This window comes from Paenibacillus sp. NFR01, assembly GCF_900111565.1.
Lineage (GTDB): Bacteria > Bacillota > Bacilli > Paenibacillales > Paenibacillaceae > Paenibacillus_AQ.
The window spans coordinates 1,694,216-1,714,248 of sequence record NZ_FOIK01000001.1 but is presented as its reverse complement, the minus strand read 5'-3'; the positions used below and the strand labels follow the sequence as shown (position 1 = coordinate 1,714,248).

The 20,033-nt window shown below is 57.7% G+C and carries 19 protein-coding genes; 16 read left to right on the top strand and 3 right to left on the bottom strand.

Annotated features, from left to right (window positions below; all coding sequences use genetic code 11):
• The first annotated feature begins 54 nt into the window (after positions 1–54).
• From BMW84_RS07915 to BMW84_RS07875, 9 genes are all read left to right on the top strand, one after another.
• Positions 55–495: a YlbF/YmcA family competence regulator gene (locus tag BMW84_RS07915; RefSeq protein WP_091066364.1), complete on the top strand. Its 441-nt coding sequence runs from the start codon at positions 55–57 to the stop codon at positions 493–495.
• A 39-nt stretch (positions 496–534) separates the two neighbouring features.
• The gene (locus BMW84_RS07910; RefSeq protein ID WP_091066362.1) at positions 535–798 is read left to right on the top strand and encodes a YlbG family protein; all 264 of its coding nucleotides are present in this window, start codon (positions 535–537) and stop codon (positions 796–798) included.
• A 229-nt stretch (positions 799–1,027) separates the two neighbouring features.
• Positions 1,028–1,936, top strand: coding sequence for an EAL domain-containing protein (locus tag BMW84_RS07905; protein ID WP_091066359.1), 909 nt, complete (start codon positions 1,028–1,030; stop codon positions 1,934–1,936).
• Complete coding sequence (locus BMW84_RS07900) at positions 1,917–2,894, top strand: GGDEF domain-containing protein (RefSeq protein ID WP_091066357.1); 978 nt, start codon at positions 1,917–1,919, stop codon at positions 2,892–2,894. Before BMW84_RS07905 ends, BMW84_RS07900 begins: the two co-directional genes overlap by 20 nt.
• A gap of 128 nt (positions 2,895–3,022) precedes the next feature.
• Complete coding sequence (locus tag BMW84_RS07895) at positions 3,023–3,460, top strand: hypothetical protein (RefSeq protein ID WP_091066355.1); 438 nt, start codon at positions 3,023–3,025, stop codon at positions 3,458–3,460.
• 76 nt (positions 3,461–3,536) lie between these two features.
• Entirely contained in the window at positions 3,537–4,454 is a 918-nt protein-coding gene (locus tag BMW84_RS07890; protein ID WP_091066353.1) for a LysR family transcriptional regulator, read from the top strand.
• Entirely contained in the window at positions 4,444–5,046 is a 603-nt protein-coding gene (locus BMW84_RS07885; protein ID WP_091066350.1) for a GNAT family N-acetyltransferase, read from the top strand. The genes BMW84_RS07890 and BMW84_RS07885 overlap by 11 nt, the downstream gene beginning before the upstream one ends.
• Positions 5,033–5,902 (top strand): PHP domain-containing protein, encoded by an 870-nt coding sequence (locus tag BMW84_RS07880; protein ID WP_091066347.1) that lies wholly within the window; start codon positions 5,033–5,035, stop codon positions 5,900–5,902. Before BMW84_RS07885 ends, BMW84_RS07880 begins: the two co-directional genes overlap by 14 nt.
• Positions 5,903–6,816: 914 nt before the next feature.
• Entirely contained in the window at positions 6,817–7,359 is a 543-nt protein-coding gene (locus tag BMW84_RS07875; RefSeq protein WP_175498703.1) for a GNAT family N-acetyltransferase, read from the top strand.
• Between the two features lie 391 nt (positions 7,360–7,750).
• Here BMW84_RS07875 and BMW84_RS07870 read toward each other — a convergent pair whose 3' ends face one another.
• Entirely contained in the window at positions 7,751–9,613 is a 1,863-nt protein-coding gene (locus BMW84_RS07870) for an Rqc2 family fibronectin-binding protein (protein ID WP_091066343.1), read from the bottom strand.
• A 189-nt stretch (positions 9,614–9,802) separates the two neighbouring features.
• Here BMW84_RS07870 and BMW84_RS07865 point away from each other — a divergent pair, with 189 nt between their 5' ends.
• Together BMW84_RS07865 and dapF are read left to right on the top strand one after the other, a co-directional pair.
• The gene (locus tag BMW84_RS07865; protein WP_091066338.1) at positions 9,803–12,625 is read left to right on the top strand and encodes a calcium-translocating P-type ATPase, SERCA-type; all 2,823 of its coding nucleotides are present in this window, start codon (positions 9,803–9,805) and stop codon (positions 12,623–12,625) included.
• A gap of 91 nt (positions 12,626–12,716) precedes the next feature.
• Complete coding sequence (gene dapF / locus BMW84_RS07860) at positions 12,717–13,553, top strand: diaminopimelate epimerase (RefSeq protein ID WP_091066336.1); 837 nt, start codon at positions 12,717–12,719, stop codon at positions 13,551–13,553.
• A 127-nt stretch (positions 13,554–13,680) separates the two neighbouring features.
• On the opposite strand, the gene BMW84_RS07855 is transcribed toward dapF, so the two are convergent.
• Together BMW84_RS07855 and BMW84_RS07850 are read right to left on the bottom strand one after the other, a co-directional pair.
• Positions 13,681–14,520 (bottom strand): GNAT family N-acetyltransferase, encoded by an 840-nt coding sequence (locus tag BMW84_RS07855; protein WP_091066334.1) that lies wholly within the window; start codon positions 14,518–14,520, stop codon positions 13,681–13,683.
• A gap of 61 nt (positions 14,521–14,581) precedes the next feature.
• A complete protein-coding gene (locus BMW84_RS07850) occupies positions 14,582–14,863 on the bottom strand; it encodes a GNAT family N-acetyltransferase (protein ID WP_091066332.1) in 282 nt (93 codons plus the stop codon).
• A gap of 288 nt (positions 14,864–15,151) precedes the next feature.
• Between BMW84_RS07850 and BMW84_RS07845 the strand changes: the two genes are divergently transcribed.
• The 5 genes from BMW84_RS07845 to BMW84_RS07825 all read left to right on the top strand — a co-directional run bounded on the left by BMW84_RS07845 (position 15,152) and on the right by BMW84_RS07825 (position 19,994).
• Positions 15,152–15,772: a 50S ribosomal protein L25 gene (locus BMW84_RS07845; RefSeq protein ID WP_091066330.1), complete on the top strand. Its 621-nt coding sequence runs from the start codon at positions 15,152–15,154 to the stop codon at positions 15,770–15,772.
• A gap of 627 nt (positions 15,773–16,399) precedes the next feature.
• Entirely contained in the window at positions 16,400–17,017 is a 618-nt protein-coding gene (locus tag BMW84_RS07840) for a DUF4004 family protein (protein WP_091066327.1), read from the top strand.
• A gap of 47 nt (positions 17,018–17,064) precedes the next feature.
• A complete protein-coding gene (locus tag BMW84_RS07835) occupies positions 17,065–17,751 on the top strand; it encodes a hypothetical protein (protein ID WP_091066324.1) in 687 nt (228 codons plus the stop codon).
• Complete coding sequence (locus BMW84_RS07830) at positions 17,744–18,412, top strand: hypothetical protein (protein ID WP_091066322.1); 669 nt, start codon at positions 17,744–17,746, stop codon at positions 18,410–18,412. Before BMW84_RS07835 ends, BMW84_RS07830 begins: the two co-directional genes overlap by 8 nt.
• 28 nt (positions 18,413–18,440) lie before the next feature.
• Entirely contained in the window at positions 18,441–19,994 is a 1,554-nt protein-coding gene (locus BMW84_RS07825; RefSeq protein WP_091066319.1) for an MDR family MFS transporter, read from the top strand.
• The last annotated feature ends 39 nt before the right edge of the window (positions 19,995–20,033 follow it).

Here is a 20,033-nt window from a genome sequence, read left to right as displayed (position 1 = left end):
AAAAGTCTACGACATCAGGTTGTAGAACATTAACGCAGAAGCGAGTTGAAGTTCATGAGCGTAGCGGAGATGAATACGGTAGATATGGCCGAAGTGCTGACATACGCCTATGAACTGGGCGACATGATCAACCAGTCGGCCGAAGTTTCGGATTATTTATACTGGAAGGGCCGGGTTGATGCCAATCCGGAGATCCAGGCCAAGATAAAGAAGCTCCAGAGCAAAAAGGATTTGTTCGAGGAGACCCAGCGTTTCGGGCATTTCCATCCGAACTACCACGCCGCGAAGGCTGAGGTCGAAGCGGTAGAGAAGGAACTGGAGCAATTTGAGGAAGTCGCCCGCTTCAAGCAAGCGGAGAACCGGCTGGATGATATTCTGCACTCCATGTCTGAGCTGATCGCATATTCGGTCTCGGACAGCATCAAGGTGCCGAGCAACGATCCGAACCCGAAGGGCGGCGGATGCGGCAGCGGCGGAAGTTGCTCCTGCGGCTAAGCCGGACGGAACGGGAGAGAAGAAAGGCGGCTAAAAGGTATGTTTGCTGAACGGACAGGATATATCGTGTGGGTAAGCGACGTCAAGGCGGCGCGGAACCTGGAGAAATACGGAACGCTGCATTACGTATCCCGGAAAATGCATTACGCGGTGATGTACGTCAATGCGGACCGCGCCGAGGAAGTCATGAAAAACGTCCGGCGCTTGTCCTATGTGCGCAAAATCGAACGTTCGTACCGCAACGAGCTGAAGACGGAATACGCCAGCAGCGGACCGGACAAGTCCCGTTATTTCGGGCTATAAAAAGCAATTTATTTGCATGAGGCAGACGCCGGCAGGCTGCAGCTCCCTTGGGACAAGCAGCGGAGCCACGGCGTCTGCTTTTTTTATTTTGCCGGTGCCGAAGAGAAATTCCGCAGAAAAAAGTTCCTCGTCCAGGTTGGGAGCGCCCCCATTTAATCCCGGGTTAATACTTTCCCCTTATACTGACAGAGAGTGACAAAATTCACGTAATCGTATGCGGGTGATAACCATGGGCAACAGAGGGGCAAAGTTTGGCGCTGCGGCGCTGATTCCCCAGTATCTGCAACATTTGCAAGGCCGGATGAAAGAGGGGCTGAAGGAGCTCGGACAGCTCTCGGCCGTTTTGCACATTATGGAAAAAGGGCTGCTGGATACGTATTTTCAACCGATCCTCCAGCTGCGTACCGGCGAAACCGTGGGGCATGAGGCGCTGAACCGGCCGCCAAGCTCCGCGCTTTTTCCCACGACCGAGCATTTTTATGAATTTGTCGGACGGACGGAACAGATGTATAAATTCGAACAGTATTGCCGCCGGATGTCGCTGAACCGGTATGTGGAGCGGCTGCCGGAAGCGAGTGAAACGTCAAACGCTTTGATTTTCATCAATGTGCATCCCGGTGTGCTTGACGATGTCAGGCATAAAAGCGGTGAGACGCTGGCGCTCCTGAAGACGCTGGGCTTATCTCCGGAACGAATCGTGTTTGAACTGACAGAACGCCAGGCGGTCCAGGATTACGTCGGTTTTGAGAAAATCCTTTCGTATTACCGCCATCAAGGCTTCCGGATCGCCGTGGACGATGCCGGATCAGGATACAACAGCCTGAAGACGCTTGTGTATTTGAAACCGGAGTTTATCAAACTGGACAAGTCGCTCATCCGGGGAATCCATGACAGCCGGGAGCAGCAGGAGCTGCTGGAACTGGTCCGGGATTATGCGGAGCGCTCATCGACCCGCGTCATCGCCGAAGGGATTGAAACCGCGGACGAGCTCCTGTTTTTACAACGGGCGGGAATCGAATACGGTCAGGGTTATGGTCTTGGCCGGCCCGCTCATGCTCCGGTGTCCGGTATGTTTCCGCCGGGCGTTCTAATGGTTCCATTTAGAGGGGGCTTCAAGCATGTTTCTTCAGATCGGTGAAATTGCGGAGCAGATTCCGGAAATTTCGCCTCATAGCAAGTGTGAATACGTCGAGCAAATTTTTAAAAGCCATCCGCAGCTGCAGGGCGTCGCCGTGACGGAAAACGGAATTCCGACGGCGCTGATCATGCGGGTCCGTTTTTACCAGCAAATCGGTACGCTGTACGGCTATACGCTGTATATGGGGCGGCCGGTTTCGCTGATCATGGACCAAAAGCCGCTGGTGGTGGATTACAAGACCCCGATTACCGAGGTCAGCAAGCTGGCGATGAACCGCAGCGAGGAAAATCTGTACGACTACGTCATCGTCACGCATGAAGACAAGCTGTTCGGCGCGGTCAGCGTCCGGGATTTGCTGCTCAATTTTGCGGAAATCCAAGCGGTGGCGGCAAGCTTCCTTAACCCGCTCACAGGACTTCCGGGCAATCTCAGCATCAATGAATGGATGGTCAAGTCGATGCTTCAGGAGCAGTTCAGCGTCCTGTATATCGATCTGGACCATTTCAAGGCCTATAACGACACGTATGGGTTTAAAGAAGGCGACCGGATGATCCAAGCGACCGCAGAGATCTTAAAGCATTCGGCGCTGAAGCTGGGCGGTTTTCTCGGGCATATCGGCGGGGACGATTTTATCATCTGCATCAATCACTATCTCTATGAAGAATGCTGCAAATCGATTATCGAAGCGTTTGACCAGACGCTGTCTACGTTCTACCATGAGAGCCATCTGGCACAGCGGTTTGTACTGGCCGAGAACCGCTCCGGCGTCGTGGAGGAAATTCCGCTGGTTTCGATCTCCATTGCCGTGGTGACGAACCGGCACCGGCGTTTCGATTCCATCGAGGACCTGTCGAGCGAATCGGCGCGCCTGAAGAAAAAGTGCAAAAGCATCAAAGGCAGCAGTTATGTGGACGATGCCGACCGGACGGCGCTGCGCGCGGTGGAGTATCCGCAATAAAGGCAAGAGACGGAAAATACAGCAAGGCGAAGGGATCCGGGGCGGACGAGCTTGAACAACCCGCCGACATGCGGTAAGATGGACAACAATACAAGCATGCAAGACCCTTTCGTTGGAGTGTGATAATCATGCATGGAAAAGGGACGGAATGGTGGAGCGGGCATGAGCCCTTCCACATCATGCTTAACGATCTCAGCGTGGCCGACATCGTGATTACCGACCATGCCAGAAGCAGGTACGAAAGCCGGATCCACCGCGCCGACGGCACTGCCGGAGAACTGGGCGCGTGGCTGTGGCAGAACCTCAAGCTGGGCCGCGTCAAACCGTATTTGCAGAGCAAATACAACGCCTACCTGATTGACGGCGATACGGTGGTGATTGCCGAATTCAAACGGCTGGAAGGCGTCGCCTCCCTTTCGGGCAACCCGCTGCATGTCATGTACGTTGTCTCGTTTCTCGGCCAGTTATCGGCGACGCCGCAGCTGCGCGATCTGCAGAACTACTACTCTAGACTGCGCAACAGCCGCCGGATGAAGCTGATCAAAAAGCGGCGCAAACGGAAATAACGGCGGTCAAGAAGGCATGCGGCCATTGTGGCGGGCATGTCCTTTTTCTGTCTGCCGCCCCAAGGGAGAATTGCGAATGAATTTTCACCAGCTACATATTTTTTATACCGTATCGCAGCGGGGCAGCTTCTCGGCGGCGGCCCAGACGCTGCATATGACCCAGCCGGCGGTTACGATGCAGGTGCAGGCGCTGGAGGATTATTTCGGCACGAAGCTGTTTGACCGGTCCTCCAAAAAAATCGCGTTGTCCGAAGCTGGCCAGGCGCTGCTGCCGTTCGCCCTGCGGAGCATCCAGCTCATGCGCGATACGGATCAGGCCATGTCGGCGTTCACGCATATGCTGGAAGGCCGGCTGCAGCTCGGCGCGAGCCTGACGATCGGGGAGTACATTCTGCCTCGGCTGCTGGGACCGTTCGGCAAAGCTTACCCGCATATCTCCATCATGATGAAGGTCATCAACACGACGCAGATCATGGAGGAGATCCTGAAGCATCAGCTGACCTTCGGGCTGATCGAAGCGCCGATCCGCCATCCGGAGCTGGAGACGGAGCCGGTGATGGACGATGAGCTGAAGCTGATCGTACCGGGGGATCATCCGCTGGCGTTGCGCGAGGCGGTCTCGCTTGAAGAGGCGCTCGCCTATCCGTTTGTGCTCCGTGAACGGGGCTCCGGCACGCGCCAGGTGATGGAGGAAGAGCTGATCGCCAAAGGATTCGACCCCGGCGCGATGAATATCATTATGGAGCTGGGAAGCACGGGCGCGGTGAAGTCGGCGGTGGAAGCGGGCCTCGGGCTGACGATCATCTCTTCTTCCTCGATCAAGCATGAGGCCGCACTCGGGCTGTTGAAGATCGTTCCGTTGACGGACGCCTCGTTTAAACGGCAGTTTTATGCCGTCCGGCTGAAGGATTCGCTGCTGCCGATTTCGGCGGTTACCTTTTTGACGTATTTGCGCGAGCATTCCATTCCGAAGGAGATGCCTGATGAAAGTTGAAATGAGGGGAGACCGGGTCACTCTGCGCGATATGCGCGAGGACGATATGCGGCGGTTGTATTACTACGAATATGAAGCGGAGGACCGTGAGCATCTGTTGTGGAACGGGCCGTACGGGGAACAGGAAGAGCTTACGTTTGAGGAATTTACGGAAAGGTATGCGGGCCATGTGGTACCTATAGACAGCGACCAGCCGCGCCGCAGCCTAATGATCGAGATCGATGGGGAACTCAAGGGGCGGGTGTCCCGGTATTGGGTGTCGCAGGAGACCAACTGGTTTGAAATTGGCATCGTGATCTACGATTCCCGGTATTGGTCGGGCGGTTACGGCACCGAGGCGTTCCGGATGTGGATGAAGTATTTGTTCGATTCGCTGGATACGGTTCGGCTCGGCATTGGAACCTGGTCGGGGAACGACCGGATGATGCGGCTCGCCGCCAAATGCGGCATGACCCTGGAAGCGCGGGTACGCAAGGCGCGGATCGTGCGCGGCGACTATTACGATGCCATTAAAATGGGCATACTCCGCGAAGAGTGGGATGCTCTGGAATTTTCGCGCAGAGAGGACGGTTACGGCAATGACAGAGGATAAGCAACGCGAAGGCTTCTGTGACTTACATACGCATACGCTGGCATCGGACGGCAAGCAGCCGCCAAGGGACAATGTACGGCTCGCCTCGGAGCGCGGGCTGGCTGCGGTGGCCATCACCGATCACGACACCGTGGGCGGTATCGCCGAGGCGCTTGAAGCCGGTGACGCCTATGGTATCGCCGTGGTGCCCGGCGTGGAGATCAGTACGCGGGCCGGGGGGAAGGAAATCCACGTTCTTGGCTATTACGTGGATATTCATGACGAGCTCTTCCTGTCCCGGCTGGCCGCGCAGCGGGATACGCGCAACGAGCGCAACGAGGCGATCATCGCCAACCTGCGGGCGCTGGGCATCGACATTACGCTGGAGCGCGTCACGGCCGGCATCGGGCGGGAACTGAAGCAGGATGAGACTGTCGGCCGGCCGCATATTGCCGACGAGCTGGTGCGGCTCGGCGCGGCGACGGACATGCGCGACGCGTTCGACAAGTACCTGGCCGAAGGCGCGCCTGCTTTTGCTGCGGCGCCGCGCATCGCGCCGGAAACGGCCTGCGCGTGGATCGTGGAAGCGGGCGGCGCGCCGGTGCTGGCGCATCCGGGGATTTACGGCGACGACGGGCTCGTCCGGGAGATTCTCTCGCGCGGCGGCTTTTCCGGCATCGAAGCATACCACTCGGACCATTCGCCGGAGGATGCCGCCCGTTACGCCGCCCTGGCGGCGGAATATGGGCTGCTCGTCACCGGCGGGTCGGACTTTCACGGCGCGCGGCAGGGCGTCGTGTTCCACGGCGAGCTCGGCAGCGTGACTGTGCCGGCTGCCGTGCTGCCACAGCTTCGCGAAGCGGCGAAGCGGCAATAAGGCGAGCTTGGCGGAGCGGTGAGCCAGGCGGAATAGAGCGATGAGCCAGTGTAGCGAAACAGTAAGCAGTGCGGCGAAGCAGTGCGCGACGGAGCTGTGAGGCAGTGCGCGGCGGAGTTGAGAGCTAGTGCGTAGCGAAGCTGTGAGCCAGTGCGTGGCGGAGCTGTGAGGCAGGGCGTTTTCGCCGGGAACCGGCGAGGTTTTAAGCCCCCATGCAAATGCAGAGAACTGCATTTGCATGGGGCTTTTTTTTGGCTGATGCACCCATCATGGTGAGGTGTCCTGCAAGAAGTTTCCGTTAGGGTGGGCTGAGTCTAGCACTCCGCAAACGCATGGTTGGGGTTGTGGGCGAGTTGGCCCCACTAACGGACATAAGAGACGTTATTTTGCAGCATCGGCAGTATTGCGGAGTGTAACGGACCCAGGAGACCTTATTTGGCTCCAAGAGTATGAATATGCTGGGTTTTTAAGTAATAAGGTCTCTCAGGTCCGTTAGTTGGGGAAATGATTGGGTTCGAGTGAAATAACGGCGCTAGTGTCCGTAAGAATCGCGTCGAAAAGGGAATCGGTAGCAATCGGTGGCAATGGCAATAGTGACGGTAAGTCTCGCGGTGAAACAGGCGGCGGAGCAAAGGGTACGCAACGGCACGAGTGCCCGTAAAATTCGCAGTGGAATGAGCGGCTGGGGCAAATAGGCGTGGCAACGGTACGGCGAGTACATCGTAACAGCACACTCGGACGCGGGGTGTAACTTCGTTCATTGCCATTTTCAGGAACGGATCCTAAGCTTGTTTTGACTACACCGGCAAGGCCGGAGAAAGGGTGAGCGGACATGAAGCAAAAATCTGTCGTGAACTTGGCCGAATTATGGAGGGTAACCACGCGATAGCCCTCCGACTAAAATGGAGGTAAACATGTTTATTCAAAATAACGAACTCACGATCCGGAACGCCACGCCGGAGGATGCAGCGCTGCTGTGCGGGTGGTGGAATGACGGGGCGGTAATGGCCCATGCCGGTTATCCGGATGGGATTGGCACGACGGAAGAAGAGGTCATCAAGCGGCTGAAGGAAGATCGCGACGACATGCACCGGAGGCTGATCACCGAGGCCGAAGGCCGCCCGATCGGCGAAATGAATTACCGCAGTGTCGGGGGCGGAACGGCTGAAGTCGGAATCAAAATCTGCGAAGGGTCCATGCAAAATCAAGGATACGGTTCAAAGCTGCTGGGAATGCTGTTCCGGGCGCTTTTTTCACAACAGGGCTACCGAAAGATCATTCTCGATACCCGTCTTGAGAACAAAAGAGCGCAGCATGTGTACGAGAAATTGGGTTTTACCAAACTTCGGGTGCGTACGGAGAATTGGAACGGTGCCGATGGCGGGGGGCCAGTGTTTATCGATTATGAGCTGGTTCCCGAGCATTTCATCGATCCTGCCGCAAACTCCCGGTTTTGAATGAAAAACAGCACACAAAAACACGTCCGGACCGGACGTGTTTTTAGTTTGCCCAGAAGGGGGCGGAAATGGACCGCCGGCCCCCTGTACTCTCCGGAGGTTACCGGAGCCGGGCCCTTGTGCCGCCCGGAAAATTCCCGCATGTAATCTGCGCCCCTTCGGAAGGACTTTCGTTCTGGAACGGCGCGCGGCCGAGGGTCCCCGTTCAATCCCAGTGGGCTGTTCAGGGATTGCCGTCGCCAAGCTGGCGCTTTCTCAAAGTTCAGCCGCACCTGTACTAATGCTTGAAGCCGTGCCGCACGCTATGCCTCACACTATAATGCACGCCATGCCCAGTGCCAAGCCACACGGCATGCTGCATGCACCGCTTCGCAAGGGAGCAGGCGGCTGCTCAGTTTTTCAGCGTATTCGGCAGCTGCTTGATCCGCTCTTCGTCCGGGGTGACGAACAGCGTTCTCTGGTGGTCGTAGATGACAAAACCCGGCTTTGCCCCGCTCGGCTTGCGGACATAGCGGATCAGGGTGCAATCCACGGGGACACTGCTCGAATGTTTGGCCTGGCTGAAGTAAGCGGCGAGCTGCGCGGCTTCCTCCAGGGTCGCATCGCCAAAGGCCTCGCTGCGGATGACCACGTGGGATCCGGGAATATCCTTTGTATGCAGCCATGTGTCGTTTGGCGCGGCGAGACGGTTGGTGACGTATTCGTTTTGCAGGTTGTTTTTGCCCACATAGATTTCGATGCCCTCCGAGGAGGTGAACACCTGAAGCGTGGGCTTGGTGTTCTTTTTCTTCTTTTTGCCCTTTTTGCTGCGGTCGCGCAGGTAGCCCTGGCCGATCAGCTCCTCGCGGATCTCCTCGATGTCGTTTAGGGAAGCGTCGTTCAGCTGCTGAAGCAAGGTCTCCACATAGGCGATTTCCTCATGGGTTTTTGTCAGCTGCTGGTCGATGACCTGCAGGCTGTTTTTGTATTTGTTGTAGCGCTTGAAATAGCGCTGGGCGTTGTCCGACGGATTCAGGAGCGGGTCGAGCGGAATGGTGATTTCCGCCTGATCCTCGTCATAGTAGTTGACGAGCCGTGCTTCCTTGTCGCCCTTTTTGACGGCATACAGCGAAGCAAAAAGCAGTTCGCCCCAAATGCGGTATTGCTCAGCGTCTTCGGCTTCCTCCAGGTCCTTTTGCAGGTTGGAGAGCTTTTTGATGTTCTTGGCCCGTTCATTGCTTAAAAAACGGATCAGGTCGGCGGTCCGCTGCTTGACGGTGTCCCGCTCGGCCTTATCGCCGTAGAAATCCTCCATGCAGGCGCTGATCGAGCCGTATTGCTTCGTGAGTCCGCCTTCTTCAGCCTGCGTGAGCGGTACGGCCGAGAAGACCGCTTTGCCTTTGGCGTTTGTGCCGATGAACGGCGAATATTGGTCCTCGCGTACGGGCGCGAGCACCTCGTCGAACGCGGCCCACAGCCGCGCCGCGAACTCCGCCGGAGCAGTATGGTCCGGGCCGGAGCGCCAGCAGCGGCCTGCGATCTCCCCGGCGATCAGCGGGCTGATGCCGCTGAAGGCATGGACGAGCCAGCCGCGCGGATCGGCCGACGGGGCGGGACCGCCCGAGCCGTCCGGCTTGGCGCCGCCCGCCAGAAGCGCAAGATCGCCTTCGATGATCTCGTCCGGCTCCTCCGGCGGCAGCAGCGCGGCTTCTTCCGCCGCAGCCGCCAGCGCGAGGAAGGCCTCGCGACCGGTGGTCAGCGGATCGAGCTTATGCTGCTGCGGCGGCGCAGTGTACTCCGCGCCGGGCATGACGATCCGGTAGCTGCTGATCGACGGCGTTACATGGTGAATGCCGTCAATGATGGTGCCGCTGGCGAGATCGGTAAGGATGATGTTGCTGTGGCGGCCCATCAGCTCGACGATGATTTTTTTCGCGGAAACATCGCCTAGTTCGTCCCGTGTCCGTACGGTCAGGTGGATGATCCGCTCCATGCCGACCTGTTCAATGCTTTCGATGACGCCGCCTTCGCAGTATTTGCGCATCAGCATGCAGAACATTGGGGCCTCCGCCGGATTGAGCGAATTGCGCTCGCTTAAGTGCAGCCGGGGATAGGTCGGGTTAGCCGACAGCAGCAGCTTTCCGCCGCCGCCCGCGCCGCGCAGAATAAAGATGAGATCGTGATCGTTAGGCTGATATATTTTGCCGATGCGCGCTCCGATGAAGCTCTGGAGTTCGTGCACGACCGCTCGGGTTACAATGCCGTCAAGTGCCATGATAAGAGTTCTCCTGTCGCATGATGATAAGTGATCTTCTCTATGATGCCATACTCCGCCCATCTGCGCAAAAGGAGAAGCGGACAGGGTGATATTTCGGGACGACCCTGAATACACATGGACATGAACAGGTGGAAAAGCTGTGCGCCGCCGGAAGTCAAGAAACGACCGGGAGGGGAAAGAAAATTCATGGAAACAAAAAGTTGGCACCGGCTCGGTGCAGAGGAACTGCAGCAAAAGTTCGGCGTCCGTCCGGAGTCGGGCCTGAGCGGGCAGGAGGCCGCGGACAGGCTTGCCGAGAGCGGGCCTAACGAGCTGTCCGAGGGCAAAGCGATCTCGCCGTTTACCCTTTTGCTGAACCAGTTCAAGGATTTTATGGTACTGGTGCTGATGGGGGCGACGCTGGTGTCCGGCCTGCTGGGTGAATATCTGGATGCCGTCACGATTATCGCCATTATTATTCTCAATGGGGTACTGGGCTTCGTGCAGGAATTCCGCGCCGAACGCTCGTTGCGGGCGCTGAAGCAGCTGTCCGCCCCGTCGGCCAAGGTGCTGCGCGGAGGCAAACAGGAGACGGTGCCCGCCAGGCTGCTCGTTCCCGGCGATATCGTCCTGCTGGAGAGCGGCGACCGCGTGCCTGCGGACGTCCGCTGGCTCGAATGCAGCGCGCTTTATGCGGAGGAATCCGCGCTTACGGGCGAATCGCTGCCGGTCTCGAAGCATGCGGAGCCGATTCAGGCGGAGGATATACCGCTCGGCGACCAGAAAAATATCGGCTTCATGGGCACGATGGTCACCCGCGGGACAGGCAAGGCCATCGTCATCCGTACAGGGATGGCCACGGAGATGGGGAAAATCGCCGATCTCATTCAGAACACCGAATCGCAGGAAACGCCGCTGCAGCACCGGCTTGAGCAGCTGGGCAAAATTCTCATTTACCTGTCGCTGGCGCTCACCATCGTTGTCGTACTCGCCGGCATCCTGCACGGCCAGCCGGCCGTCTCGATGTTCCTGGCAGGGGTCAGCCTTGCGGTGGCGGCCATTCCCGAAGGGCTCCCGGCGATCGTCACCATTGCGCTGGCGCTCGGCGTGCAGCGGATGATCAAACGCAAAGCGATCGTCCGCAAGCTCCCCTCGGTCGAAACGCTGGGCTGCGCCTCGGTCATCTGCTCCGACAAGACCGGAACGCTGACGCAGAACAAAATGACCGTTACGAAAATGTGGACCGGCGGCCGCAGCCTGGACGTAACCGGCGAAGGTTATGCGCCGGTCGGCCAGATCCTCGACAAGGGCAAGGCGGTCGATCTGAAGCATGACCAGAGCCTGCGCCGCATGCTGCAGGTGGGGGCGCTGTGCAACAACGCCGAGATTGTGGAGACGTATCCTGCGGATAGCCGGGGCAAGCGCAAGGGCAAGGAGAAGGTCGGCGATACCGACAAAGGCGCCGGGGTCCAGCCGGTCTGGGAGCTGAAAGGCGATCCGACCGAAGGCGCGCTGGTTGCATTGTCCGCCAAAATGGGCCTGACCGCTCAGTCGCTCGCGGTAACCTACAGCCGGGAGCGGGAATTTCCGTTCGATTCCGAACGGAAGCTGATGTCGGTCCTGGTCAGCCACCCCGGTGGCCGGATGATCTGCACGAAGGGCGCGCCCGACGTGCTGCTGAATAACTGCGCCTACATGCTGTGGGAGGGCGGGGTCGTGCCTTGCACGCCGACGCTGCGCCAGAAAGTGCTGGAGGCGAACGAAGCGATGGCATCCGGCGCGCTGCGCGTGCTGGGGATGGCCTACCGGGAGCTGCGCTCTGGCGAAGAGGCGGGCAGCGAGAAGGAAGCGGAAAGCCAACTGGTCTTTGTCGGACTGGCCGGCATGATCGATCCGCCGCGCCGCGAGGTACGCGATGCGATCAGCGTGACGCGCCGCGCGGGCATCAAGACGGTGATGATTACCGGCGACCATGGCACGACGGCCGAAGCAATCGCCCATCAGCTCGGCATTCTGCAGCGCGGCGGCACGGTCTTGACCGGCAGCCAGCTCACCCGGATGAGCGACGACGAACTCGACAAAGTGTCGGACAACGTCGCCGTTTATGCTCGGGTGTCGCCGGAGCATAAGCTGCGGATCGTCAAATCGTTGCAGCGCCGGGGCCATGTCGTGGCGATGACCGGCGACGGCGTCAACGATGCGCCGGCGATCAAGGCGGCGGACATCGGCATCTCGATGGGCATCACCGGCACCGATGTCACGAAGGAGGCGTCTGCGCTGGTGCTGGGCGACGACAACTTTTCGACGATCGTTGCGGCGATTGAGGAAGGCCGGAATATCTATGAGAATATCCGCAAATTCATCCGTTACCTTCTGGCTTCCAACGTCGGTGAGATTCTGACCATGTTCTTCGCCATGCTGCTCGGCCTGCCGCTGCCGCTCGTGCCGATCCAGATTCTATGGGTCAATCTCGTGACCGACGGTCTCCCGGCAATGGCGCTCGGCGTGGATCAGCCGGAGAAGGACCTGATGGAGCATAAGCCGCGCGGCGCCAAAGAGAATATTTTCGCCCGCCGGCTCGGCTGGAAAATCATCAGCCGCGGCCTGCTGATCGGCGTCTGCACGCTGGCCGCCTTCTGGCTGACGCTGCGCGTCGACCCGGGCAGTCCGCAGCAGCTAATCCTGGCCCAGTCCGTGGCGTTCGCAACGCTCGTCATGGCTCAGCTCATCCATGTGTTTGACTGCCGCAGCTCGCGCTCGATCTTTTACCGCAATCCGCTGCAGAACAAATACCTGGTGCTGGCCGTGCTGTCCTCCGTGCTGCTGATGCTTGCGGTTATGTATATCCCGGTGCTGCAGCCTGTGTTCAAAACCGTGCCGCTGGGCTTGCGCGAATGGTGCCTCGTCTTCGTCATGGCCGGCATTCCTACCTTCCTGATGGGAGCCGGCAGCGTATGGGGCGGCCAGAAGAGCCGCCGCCGGGGCGGCAGCAGCCGTCCGGTGATGAAAAGTACAAAATTTTCGGCATAAAATCAATAGCGCTGTCCCACTCTGTAAGGTATGCTAGTTTCACGGGCGTTACCGAATTGGAACTATCTTAATCTTTGGGAGTGGACCATTAATGGAATTTACGAAAATGCACGGCCTTGGCAATGATTTTATCGTGGTATTCGGCGAACAGGAACTGCCGGCTAATGCCTCTGAGCTTGCGATCCATCTCTGCAACCGGTTCTTCGGCATCGGCGCAGACGGTCTGGTCTATATTTTGCCTTCGGACCGCGGCGACTATATGATGCGCATCATCAACTCGGACGGTTCGGAAGCCGAGCAATGCGGCAATGCGATCCGCTGCGTCTCCAAATACGTGTATGAGCACGGGCTGGTGGATTCCGAGGAAATCGTTATTGTCACGATTGGTGCGGGCGAGCAGAAGGTGAAACTGAAGGTACAGGACGGCGTCGCCCTAAGCGTGACGGTCGATATGGGAGAGCCGGTGCTGGCAGGTCCGCAGATTCCGGTGGCCATCGATGCCGAGCCGGTCGTCGATCAAGCAATTGAAGCGGACGGTTCGACATTCCGTTTCACCGCCGTATCCATGGGCAACCCGCACTGCGTCATTTATGTGGACGATGCGGCAGCCTTCGATCTGGCGACCTGGGGGCCGCAGCTGGAAGTGCATCCGCTGTTCCCGAAAAAAGTGAACGTCGAGTTCGCCACCGTGCGGGACCGCGGCCATGTCGACATGCGTGTCTGGGAACGGGGTGCGGGTCCGACCCTGGCCTGCGGTACCGGCGCCTGCGCCACTCTGGTCTCTTCGGTGCTGAACGGTTTGACCGACCGCTCGGCGGTCATCAGCCTGAAAGGCGGCGACCTGTTTATCGAATGGAACGAAGCCGACAATCATGTCTATATGACCGGCCCGGCCCAGGTCGTCTATACCGGAACGGTGAATATCTAAATCACTAGTTAATATGTGCTTCAAAAAAGCCCTCAATCTCCGCCGGTTTAGCCCGGCAGAGTTGAGGGCTTTTTTAATGCTTGATGGATAACAGGTCCTGCGGAACCGCCTCGCTGCGAGGAATCGTTTATCCCGTGTAACGGTAATAGTCCTGCTGGCCCTGAACGGCAAAGCCGCAGCTTTCATACAGCTTGAGCGCGTTCGGATTGTCCAGCGCCACTTCCAGGTGCACGCTGTTGCCGTTCCGATGCTCGCGTTCAATGGTCTGCAGGAGCGCGGAGCGTCCGATGCCCCGGCCGCGGAGCTGCGAATCCACCACAAAGCCGTAGATCCAGGTCTCTTTGTCTTCGGTGGATAACCGCAGCTTACCGGCCGGGTTGCCGGCAGATTCGATCAGGATATACTCTTCATCGGTGCCGGATAAGTGCAGGGCATACAGCGCAGCCGCATGTTCCTCCGAATCGCCGAAGCCTTCACAGTCCATCCGGATCATAAAAGGAATTTCTTCCGGGCTTGCCGGGCGAAGCACGACATCGCTTCGCAAGGCGCCGGCGTCCGGCAGGATGCCGTTCCATTTCATCTGGAATTCCGAATGATTGAACGCAAGCGGCAGCGTCTTCAGAAAAGCGGCCGCGGAAGCCGAGTTCGCCGGTGCGTTCAGCAGCACGGTTCCGGGTTTGCTGCGTTCGATGATCGTCAGCGCGCGTTTCCACAGTCCGGTAAAGATCCCCCGGCGGCGGAAGCCCGGCCGGACCATGCCGCAAACCTCCAAATCGCTTGTGATGCCGTACAGGCCGATAAAGCCGACCAGCCGCTCGTCTTCATACGTGACCAGCCACTCCGCGCCGCCTTCTTCGGGCTTCCGGCGCAGCATGTCCCAATTCAATTTCAGGGAGATACCCTCATATTGCTCGCAGCGCTGCTGCAATTCTTCAATTTCCTGCAATGTGTCGTTTGTCGTAGTCAACCCGTTTCCTCCTCCATATCAATCCCAAATCCGGAAACGGGAGCCGGCCATTATCCGGTCCTCAGTTTCCGCTCAGTACATCCGCGTAGTCCTTGTGCTTCTCGAATTGATGAGCGGCATAAGGGCATTGCGGCACGATTTTCACGTTGTCTTGACGCGCCTTGTCCACCACGGCTTTCACCAGCTGTTCGCCGGCGCCTTGTCCGCGCAGGTCTTCGGATACGAAAGTGCGGTCAATGGTCAACGTACCGGTCGATGCATCGGTTTTGTAGGTAATTTCGGCAAGAGCTTTGCTTTCGCCAGGAATATAAAAACGTCCTTCTTCATGTTTGAGTTGGCTCATTGTACTTCACTCCTATCGGTCGTAATGCCCTTAATCTACTACCTTGAACTGGAAAAAGCAAGATCGCTGCGTCCAACTGGAAAAATGCGGAGATGCCTTTGCTGATTGCCCGCCGCTGTACTTGGTTAATAAAAAGAATGGCAACCTGCAGCATCTGCAGCATGGTCCAACGAATCAAGCTAAGGCTTCCGTCGCAACATTTGCCGCGTGGATCATTTACGCGTGATTCCTTAAGATGAATGATGGATTGGAAGTCCAGCAATAACAAACTTTTAGGGAGGGTTCATCATGGAAAACACAGTACGATTGACTGAAAGAACAGGCAAGGCGGCGGCTGAACGGCGCCGCGGGTTTGTGCCGGTTGTCGTTTACGGTGCGGGTTCTGAGACGAAATCCTACGCCGCGGACGTCAAGGCCCTGAATGAAATTCTCGGCCGCAACCCGCGGGCGATCCTGAAAGTGACGCTGCCGGGCTCGGGCACGGCCAATGCCGTCATCCAGGAAGCGCAGCGCAAGCCGCTGTCCCGCGAGCTGCTGCATATCGATCTGCACAAAATTGATATGAAATCCGAGCTGGACACCAAAGTGGCGCTGCACTTTGTCGGCGACAGCGCTGGGGTAAGAGCAGGCGGCATTCAGCAGGTTGAGCTGTACGAGCTGGATATCCGCACACTGCCGGACAAGCTCAAGCCGTCCCTTGAAGTGGACATCAGCGGCCTGGAGATCGGCGGCCAGCTGCATGTATCCGATCTGCCGCCGCAGGAAGGCTGGACGATTCTGACACCGGAGGATACGCTGATCGTACGCATTGCGACGCCGGCAGTCTACGAGGAGCCGGAAACCGAAGAAGCCGCCGCGCCGCAGGAGGAAGTCGCTGCCGCTGCGGAAAGCGAGCCGGAAGGCGAATAATCATTCTATTTGGTTACGGATCGATGCGTGTACACCTTCAAGATGCCAGGCCCTAAGCGGGCCTGCGCTTGAAGGTGTTTTTGCGTTGCCGAAAATTTACCCGAGTCCCGTGACAAGGTTCAGGAGCCCGCGGCGATCCATTGGTACTTGGCGCGAAACTTTTGAACTAACGGACATGAGCGCCGTTATTTGTGAAATAACGGGTTATTTCCCGCTGTAACGGACCTCAGAGACGTTATTGTCATCAAATAAGCCGAAAAGAGGCGGTTTGATCAAGAATAACGGCGCTCATGTCCGTAAGATTTCAAAACACAGGATTTTTCGCGAAATAAGGGCTCCTGGGTCCGTTACATCCTGGAGCTCACCTACATCTGCCCACGTTCGCCCATCGCTTACCCGGCACTCTTCAACATCTTCCTCACGACTGCATGTGCAGTTAGCCCTGGCCCCATATTTTATTATTCGCGATCCGCCTCCAACGGGCAGATTTCCTTTCGCCGACCGAGTGCAAATCCGTCTCCAGGCGGAGGAGCGCAGCGGCCGTGTCGCTTACAATAGGAACAGCCGGGCAAACCTTCTTTACAACGTAACAGTGTTATGTTACGATGACGCCGAGGAGTGATGGCGATGGAGGAAGAATGGATCTCCAAGAAGGATTTGCTGGATCAGACCGGAATATCGTACGGACAGCTATACCGCTGGAAGCGCAAGCAGCTGATTCCCGAGGAGTGGTTTATCCGGAAATCAACGTTTACGGGACAGGAAACCTTTTTTCCGAAAGAACGGATATTGAGCCGGATTCACAATATTTTGCATATGAAGGATGATCTCTCGCTCGATGAACTGGCCGGCAAGCTGGCGGACACCTCGGCATTTTACAAGCTGACGTTTACGCGGGAAAATCTAATGGAACGTAACATTGTTTCGGGAGTGACGCTCGATCGGTTCGCGAAGGACATAGGGACGTTTGCTTTCGGGCAGGTCATCAATTTGTTCGCTGCGGAGGTGCTGCTGGGCAAAGGACAACTCAATTTGGAGGAAGCCGGGCAGATGCTGCAAACGCTGAACACGCATACGCCATCCTATGGCGACAAGGATTGGGAGCTGCGCTTCGTCCGCAAGATGGGCATCGGTTTTTTCATCATTGGTCCGTCCGGAGCCGAGCTGGGGTTCGACGAAAGCGTCCGCGTGGTAGTCCGCGTAAGCCTCGCCGAGCTGCTGGAACAATTAAAGGGCAAGCTGTAACCGATGCATTACCCCGGTGATTTTACTCAGGTATAGGAGGGATTTCAATGAATCAACAGGTACTTCCGGACTTGCGGCTCAGCGGCGTTAACGGTGCGGCCGGCGGGGTCTACGGAAATGTCGTTCTCGAAGGTGTCAGCAAGATCCACGGCGATGTTAAAACCAAAACGTTCCGGGTGGACGGGATGCTCACACTGGAAGGCGGACTGGTTGCGGAAACGGTGGACGGCAACGGCAAGCTGAAGGTGAACGGCGCGCTGCAGAGCTTCTCGTTATCGCTTGACGGAATGCTCACGATTGGCGGCAAGCTGGAAGGCGAAAGCTGCACCGTAAACGGTGGTCTTACCGTTAAGGCCGACAGCGAGGTGGAGCGGTTTACCGGCGAAGGCTTTTTCAAGGTAGAGGGGCTGCTCAGCGCCGGCACGCTCGATTTCAACATGCAGGGCCAATGCAAGGCACAGGAGATCGGGGTAGAGAACCTGAAGGTCCGGCAAAGCGGCTCGAAGGTATGGGGCAAGCTGTTCGGCGGCGTGATCCCGATGCTCAAGGCGGAGCTTGTTACCGATTCGATTGAAGGCAACCAGCTTGATCTGGAGTATACCCAGGCGAAGGTTGTCCGAGGGGACGTGGTCATTCTAGGCCCGGGCTGCCACATCGGACTGGTAGAATATGGCACGCGGCTGTCGGTACATCCCGACGCTGTCGTCGAAAGGGAGATGAAACGCGGTGAATGAATCATTATCTCGGCCGTCTTTAAAGGTTCTGGGCAATTCCACGTCTTCGGGCGGAACATTCGGGAATGTGAGGGTTACAGGCGAATGCAAGTTTCTGGGCGATGTCGATTGCCTCTCCCTCCATTTGACGGGGGAAATTGAAGTTACCGGCACGTTAACCGCGGGACAGCTGAAAACGACGGGGGAATGCGAGGTAGCGGGCCGGATCCAAGCGAAGTCGCTGCGCGGCCAAGGCCAGATCCATGCCCGGCAAAACATCGCCGTCGAAGACGTCAAATACAGCGGCGGAATCATGGTCCAGGGCGACTGCGAAGCCGAAACGCTCCAGTTGAACGGGGCGCTCGAAGTGGGAGGTTTGCTGAACGCGGGCCGCATCGAGCTGACGCTGTTCGGTCCCGGGAAGGCTGCGGAGGTTGGCGGAGGCACAATTATCATCAAGCCGAGCAAAACGAAATCACTGGTGCCCAAATTGGCCAAAGACCTCATCTTTACGGCAAACCAGATCGAAGGCGATATTGTGGAGCTGCAAAATACAAAAGCGCAGCGGGTGCGCGGCGGCAGTGTGACCATCGGAGCGGGCTGTGAAATCGGTACGGTCGAATACCGCAATAACCTGGATATTCATAAAAATGCGACGGTCCTGAGGCAGATCAAAATCTGAGCCGGGTGACCGAAATAGGAGTGGAATCATGAATACGGCAATCAACAAACCGAAACCGAAAACGCCCCATTTGGGCATTGTCCTCGCCGGCCTGCTGCTGGGGATCTTGATGGCATCGATGGATAATACCATTGTCGCTACGGCAATGGGCAACATCGTGGCCGAGTTGGGTGGAATGGACCAGTTCGTCTGGGTCACATCGGCTTATCTGGTCGCGGAGATGGCAGGGATGCCGATTTTCGGCAAGCTGTCGGATATGTACGGGCGCAAACGTTTTTTTGTCTTCGGCATTATTGTCTTTATGGGCGGCTCCGCGCTTTGCGGAACGGCGGACACCATTACGCAGCTGGCGATTTACCGGGCCATACAGGGCATCGGGGGCGGCGCGCTGGTACCGATCGCTTTTTCGATCATGTTCGATGCTGTCCCGGTAGAAATGCGCGGAAAGCTGGGCGGCGCGTTCGGGGCGGTATTTGGCCTGTCGAGTATTTTTGGACCCCTGCTTGGCGCTTACATTACCGACCATATCGCCTGGGAATGGGTGTTTTATATCAACCTGCCGCTCGGCGTGATCGCGTTTATTATGGTAGTCGGCTTCTATAAAGAATCGGTGGAGCATTCCAGACAGCCGATTGATTGGCTGGGGGCGGGCACGCTGCTCGGCGCGGTAGTCAGCCTGATGTTCGCGCTGGAGCTCGGGGGCAAAAAATACGCCTGGGATTCGTGGGTCATCTTGACACTGTTCGGTGCATTTGCCGTTCTGACGGTTTTGTTCCTGTGGGCTGAGACACGGGCGAAGGAGCCGATTATTTCGTTCGATTTATTCCGAAAAAGATTGTATGCGACCAGCGTGCTGACCGCTTTGTTCAGCGGGGCCGCGTTTATCGTCGCTTCGGTATATATTCCGATCTTCATTCAGGGCGTGCTCGGCGGCTCCGCCACCAATTCCGGGCTTGTCCTTCTGCCGATGATGCTTGGCTCGGTAGTGACGGCCTCGACGGCCGGATTCCTGATGGCCAAACTCCGTTACCGCACGCTGATGCTTCCGACTCTGGCACTGCTGGTCGTGGGAACGGCACTCGTGACCACATTGTCGCCGGATTCGACCCGGCTGCTCGTGACCTTGTACATGATCCTGATCGGGCTTGGGATCGGGGCTTCGTTCTCGGTGCTCAGCACTGCAGCAATCCACGGCTTGACCGCGCAGCAGCGCGGCGCGGCGAGCGCAACCATGAACTTCGTGCGGTCCCTCGGCATGACGATCGGAATTACGGTCTTCGGCATCCTCCAAAGCCATTATTTCAGCGCCAAGCTGGCTGAGCTGTTCGCAGGCAATCCCGGCGGCGGAAGCAGCGCGGGCGGCCTCGACTTCGGCGATCCACATGCATTGCTGTCGCCGGAGACGAGAGCGCAAATTCCGCCGGAAGTCCTCGGAAACATCACGGACGGCTTGTCCTATTCCATCGTCCATACGTTTGCCTGGGCCATTCTTCCCGCCGCGCTCGCGCTAGCGGCCGCAAGCCTGATGGGCCGCGAAAAAATGGACCCCGCCGCAGGCGGCGAGGTCTCCTCGGGGCATTAACCCATACGGCTGAGCCGTAAGCCGCAGCGGATAACCGCA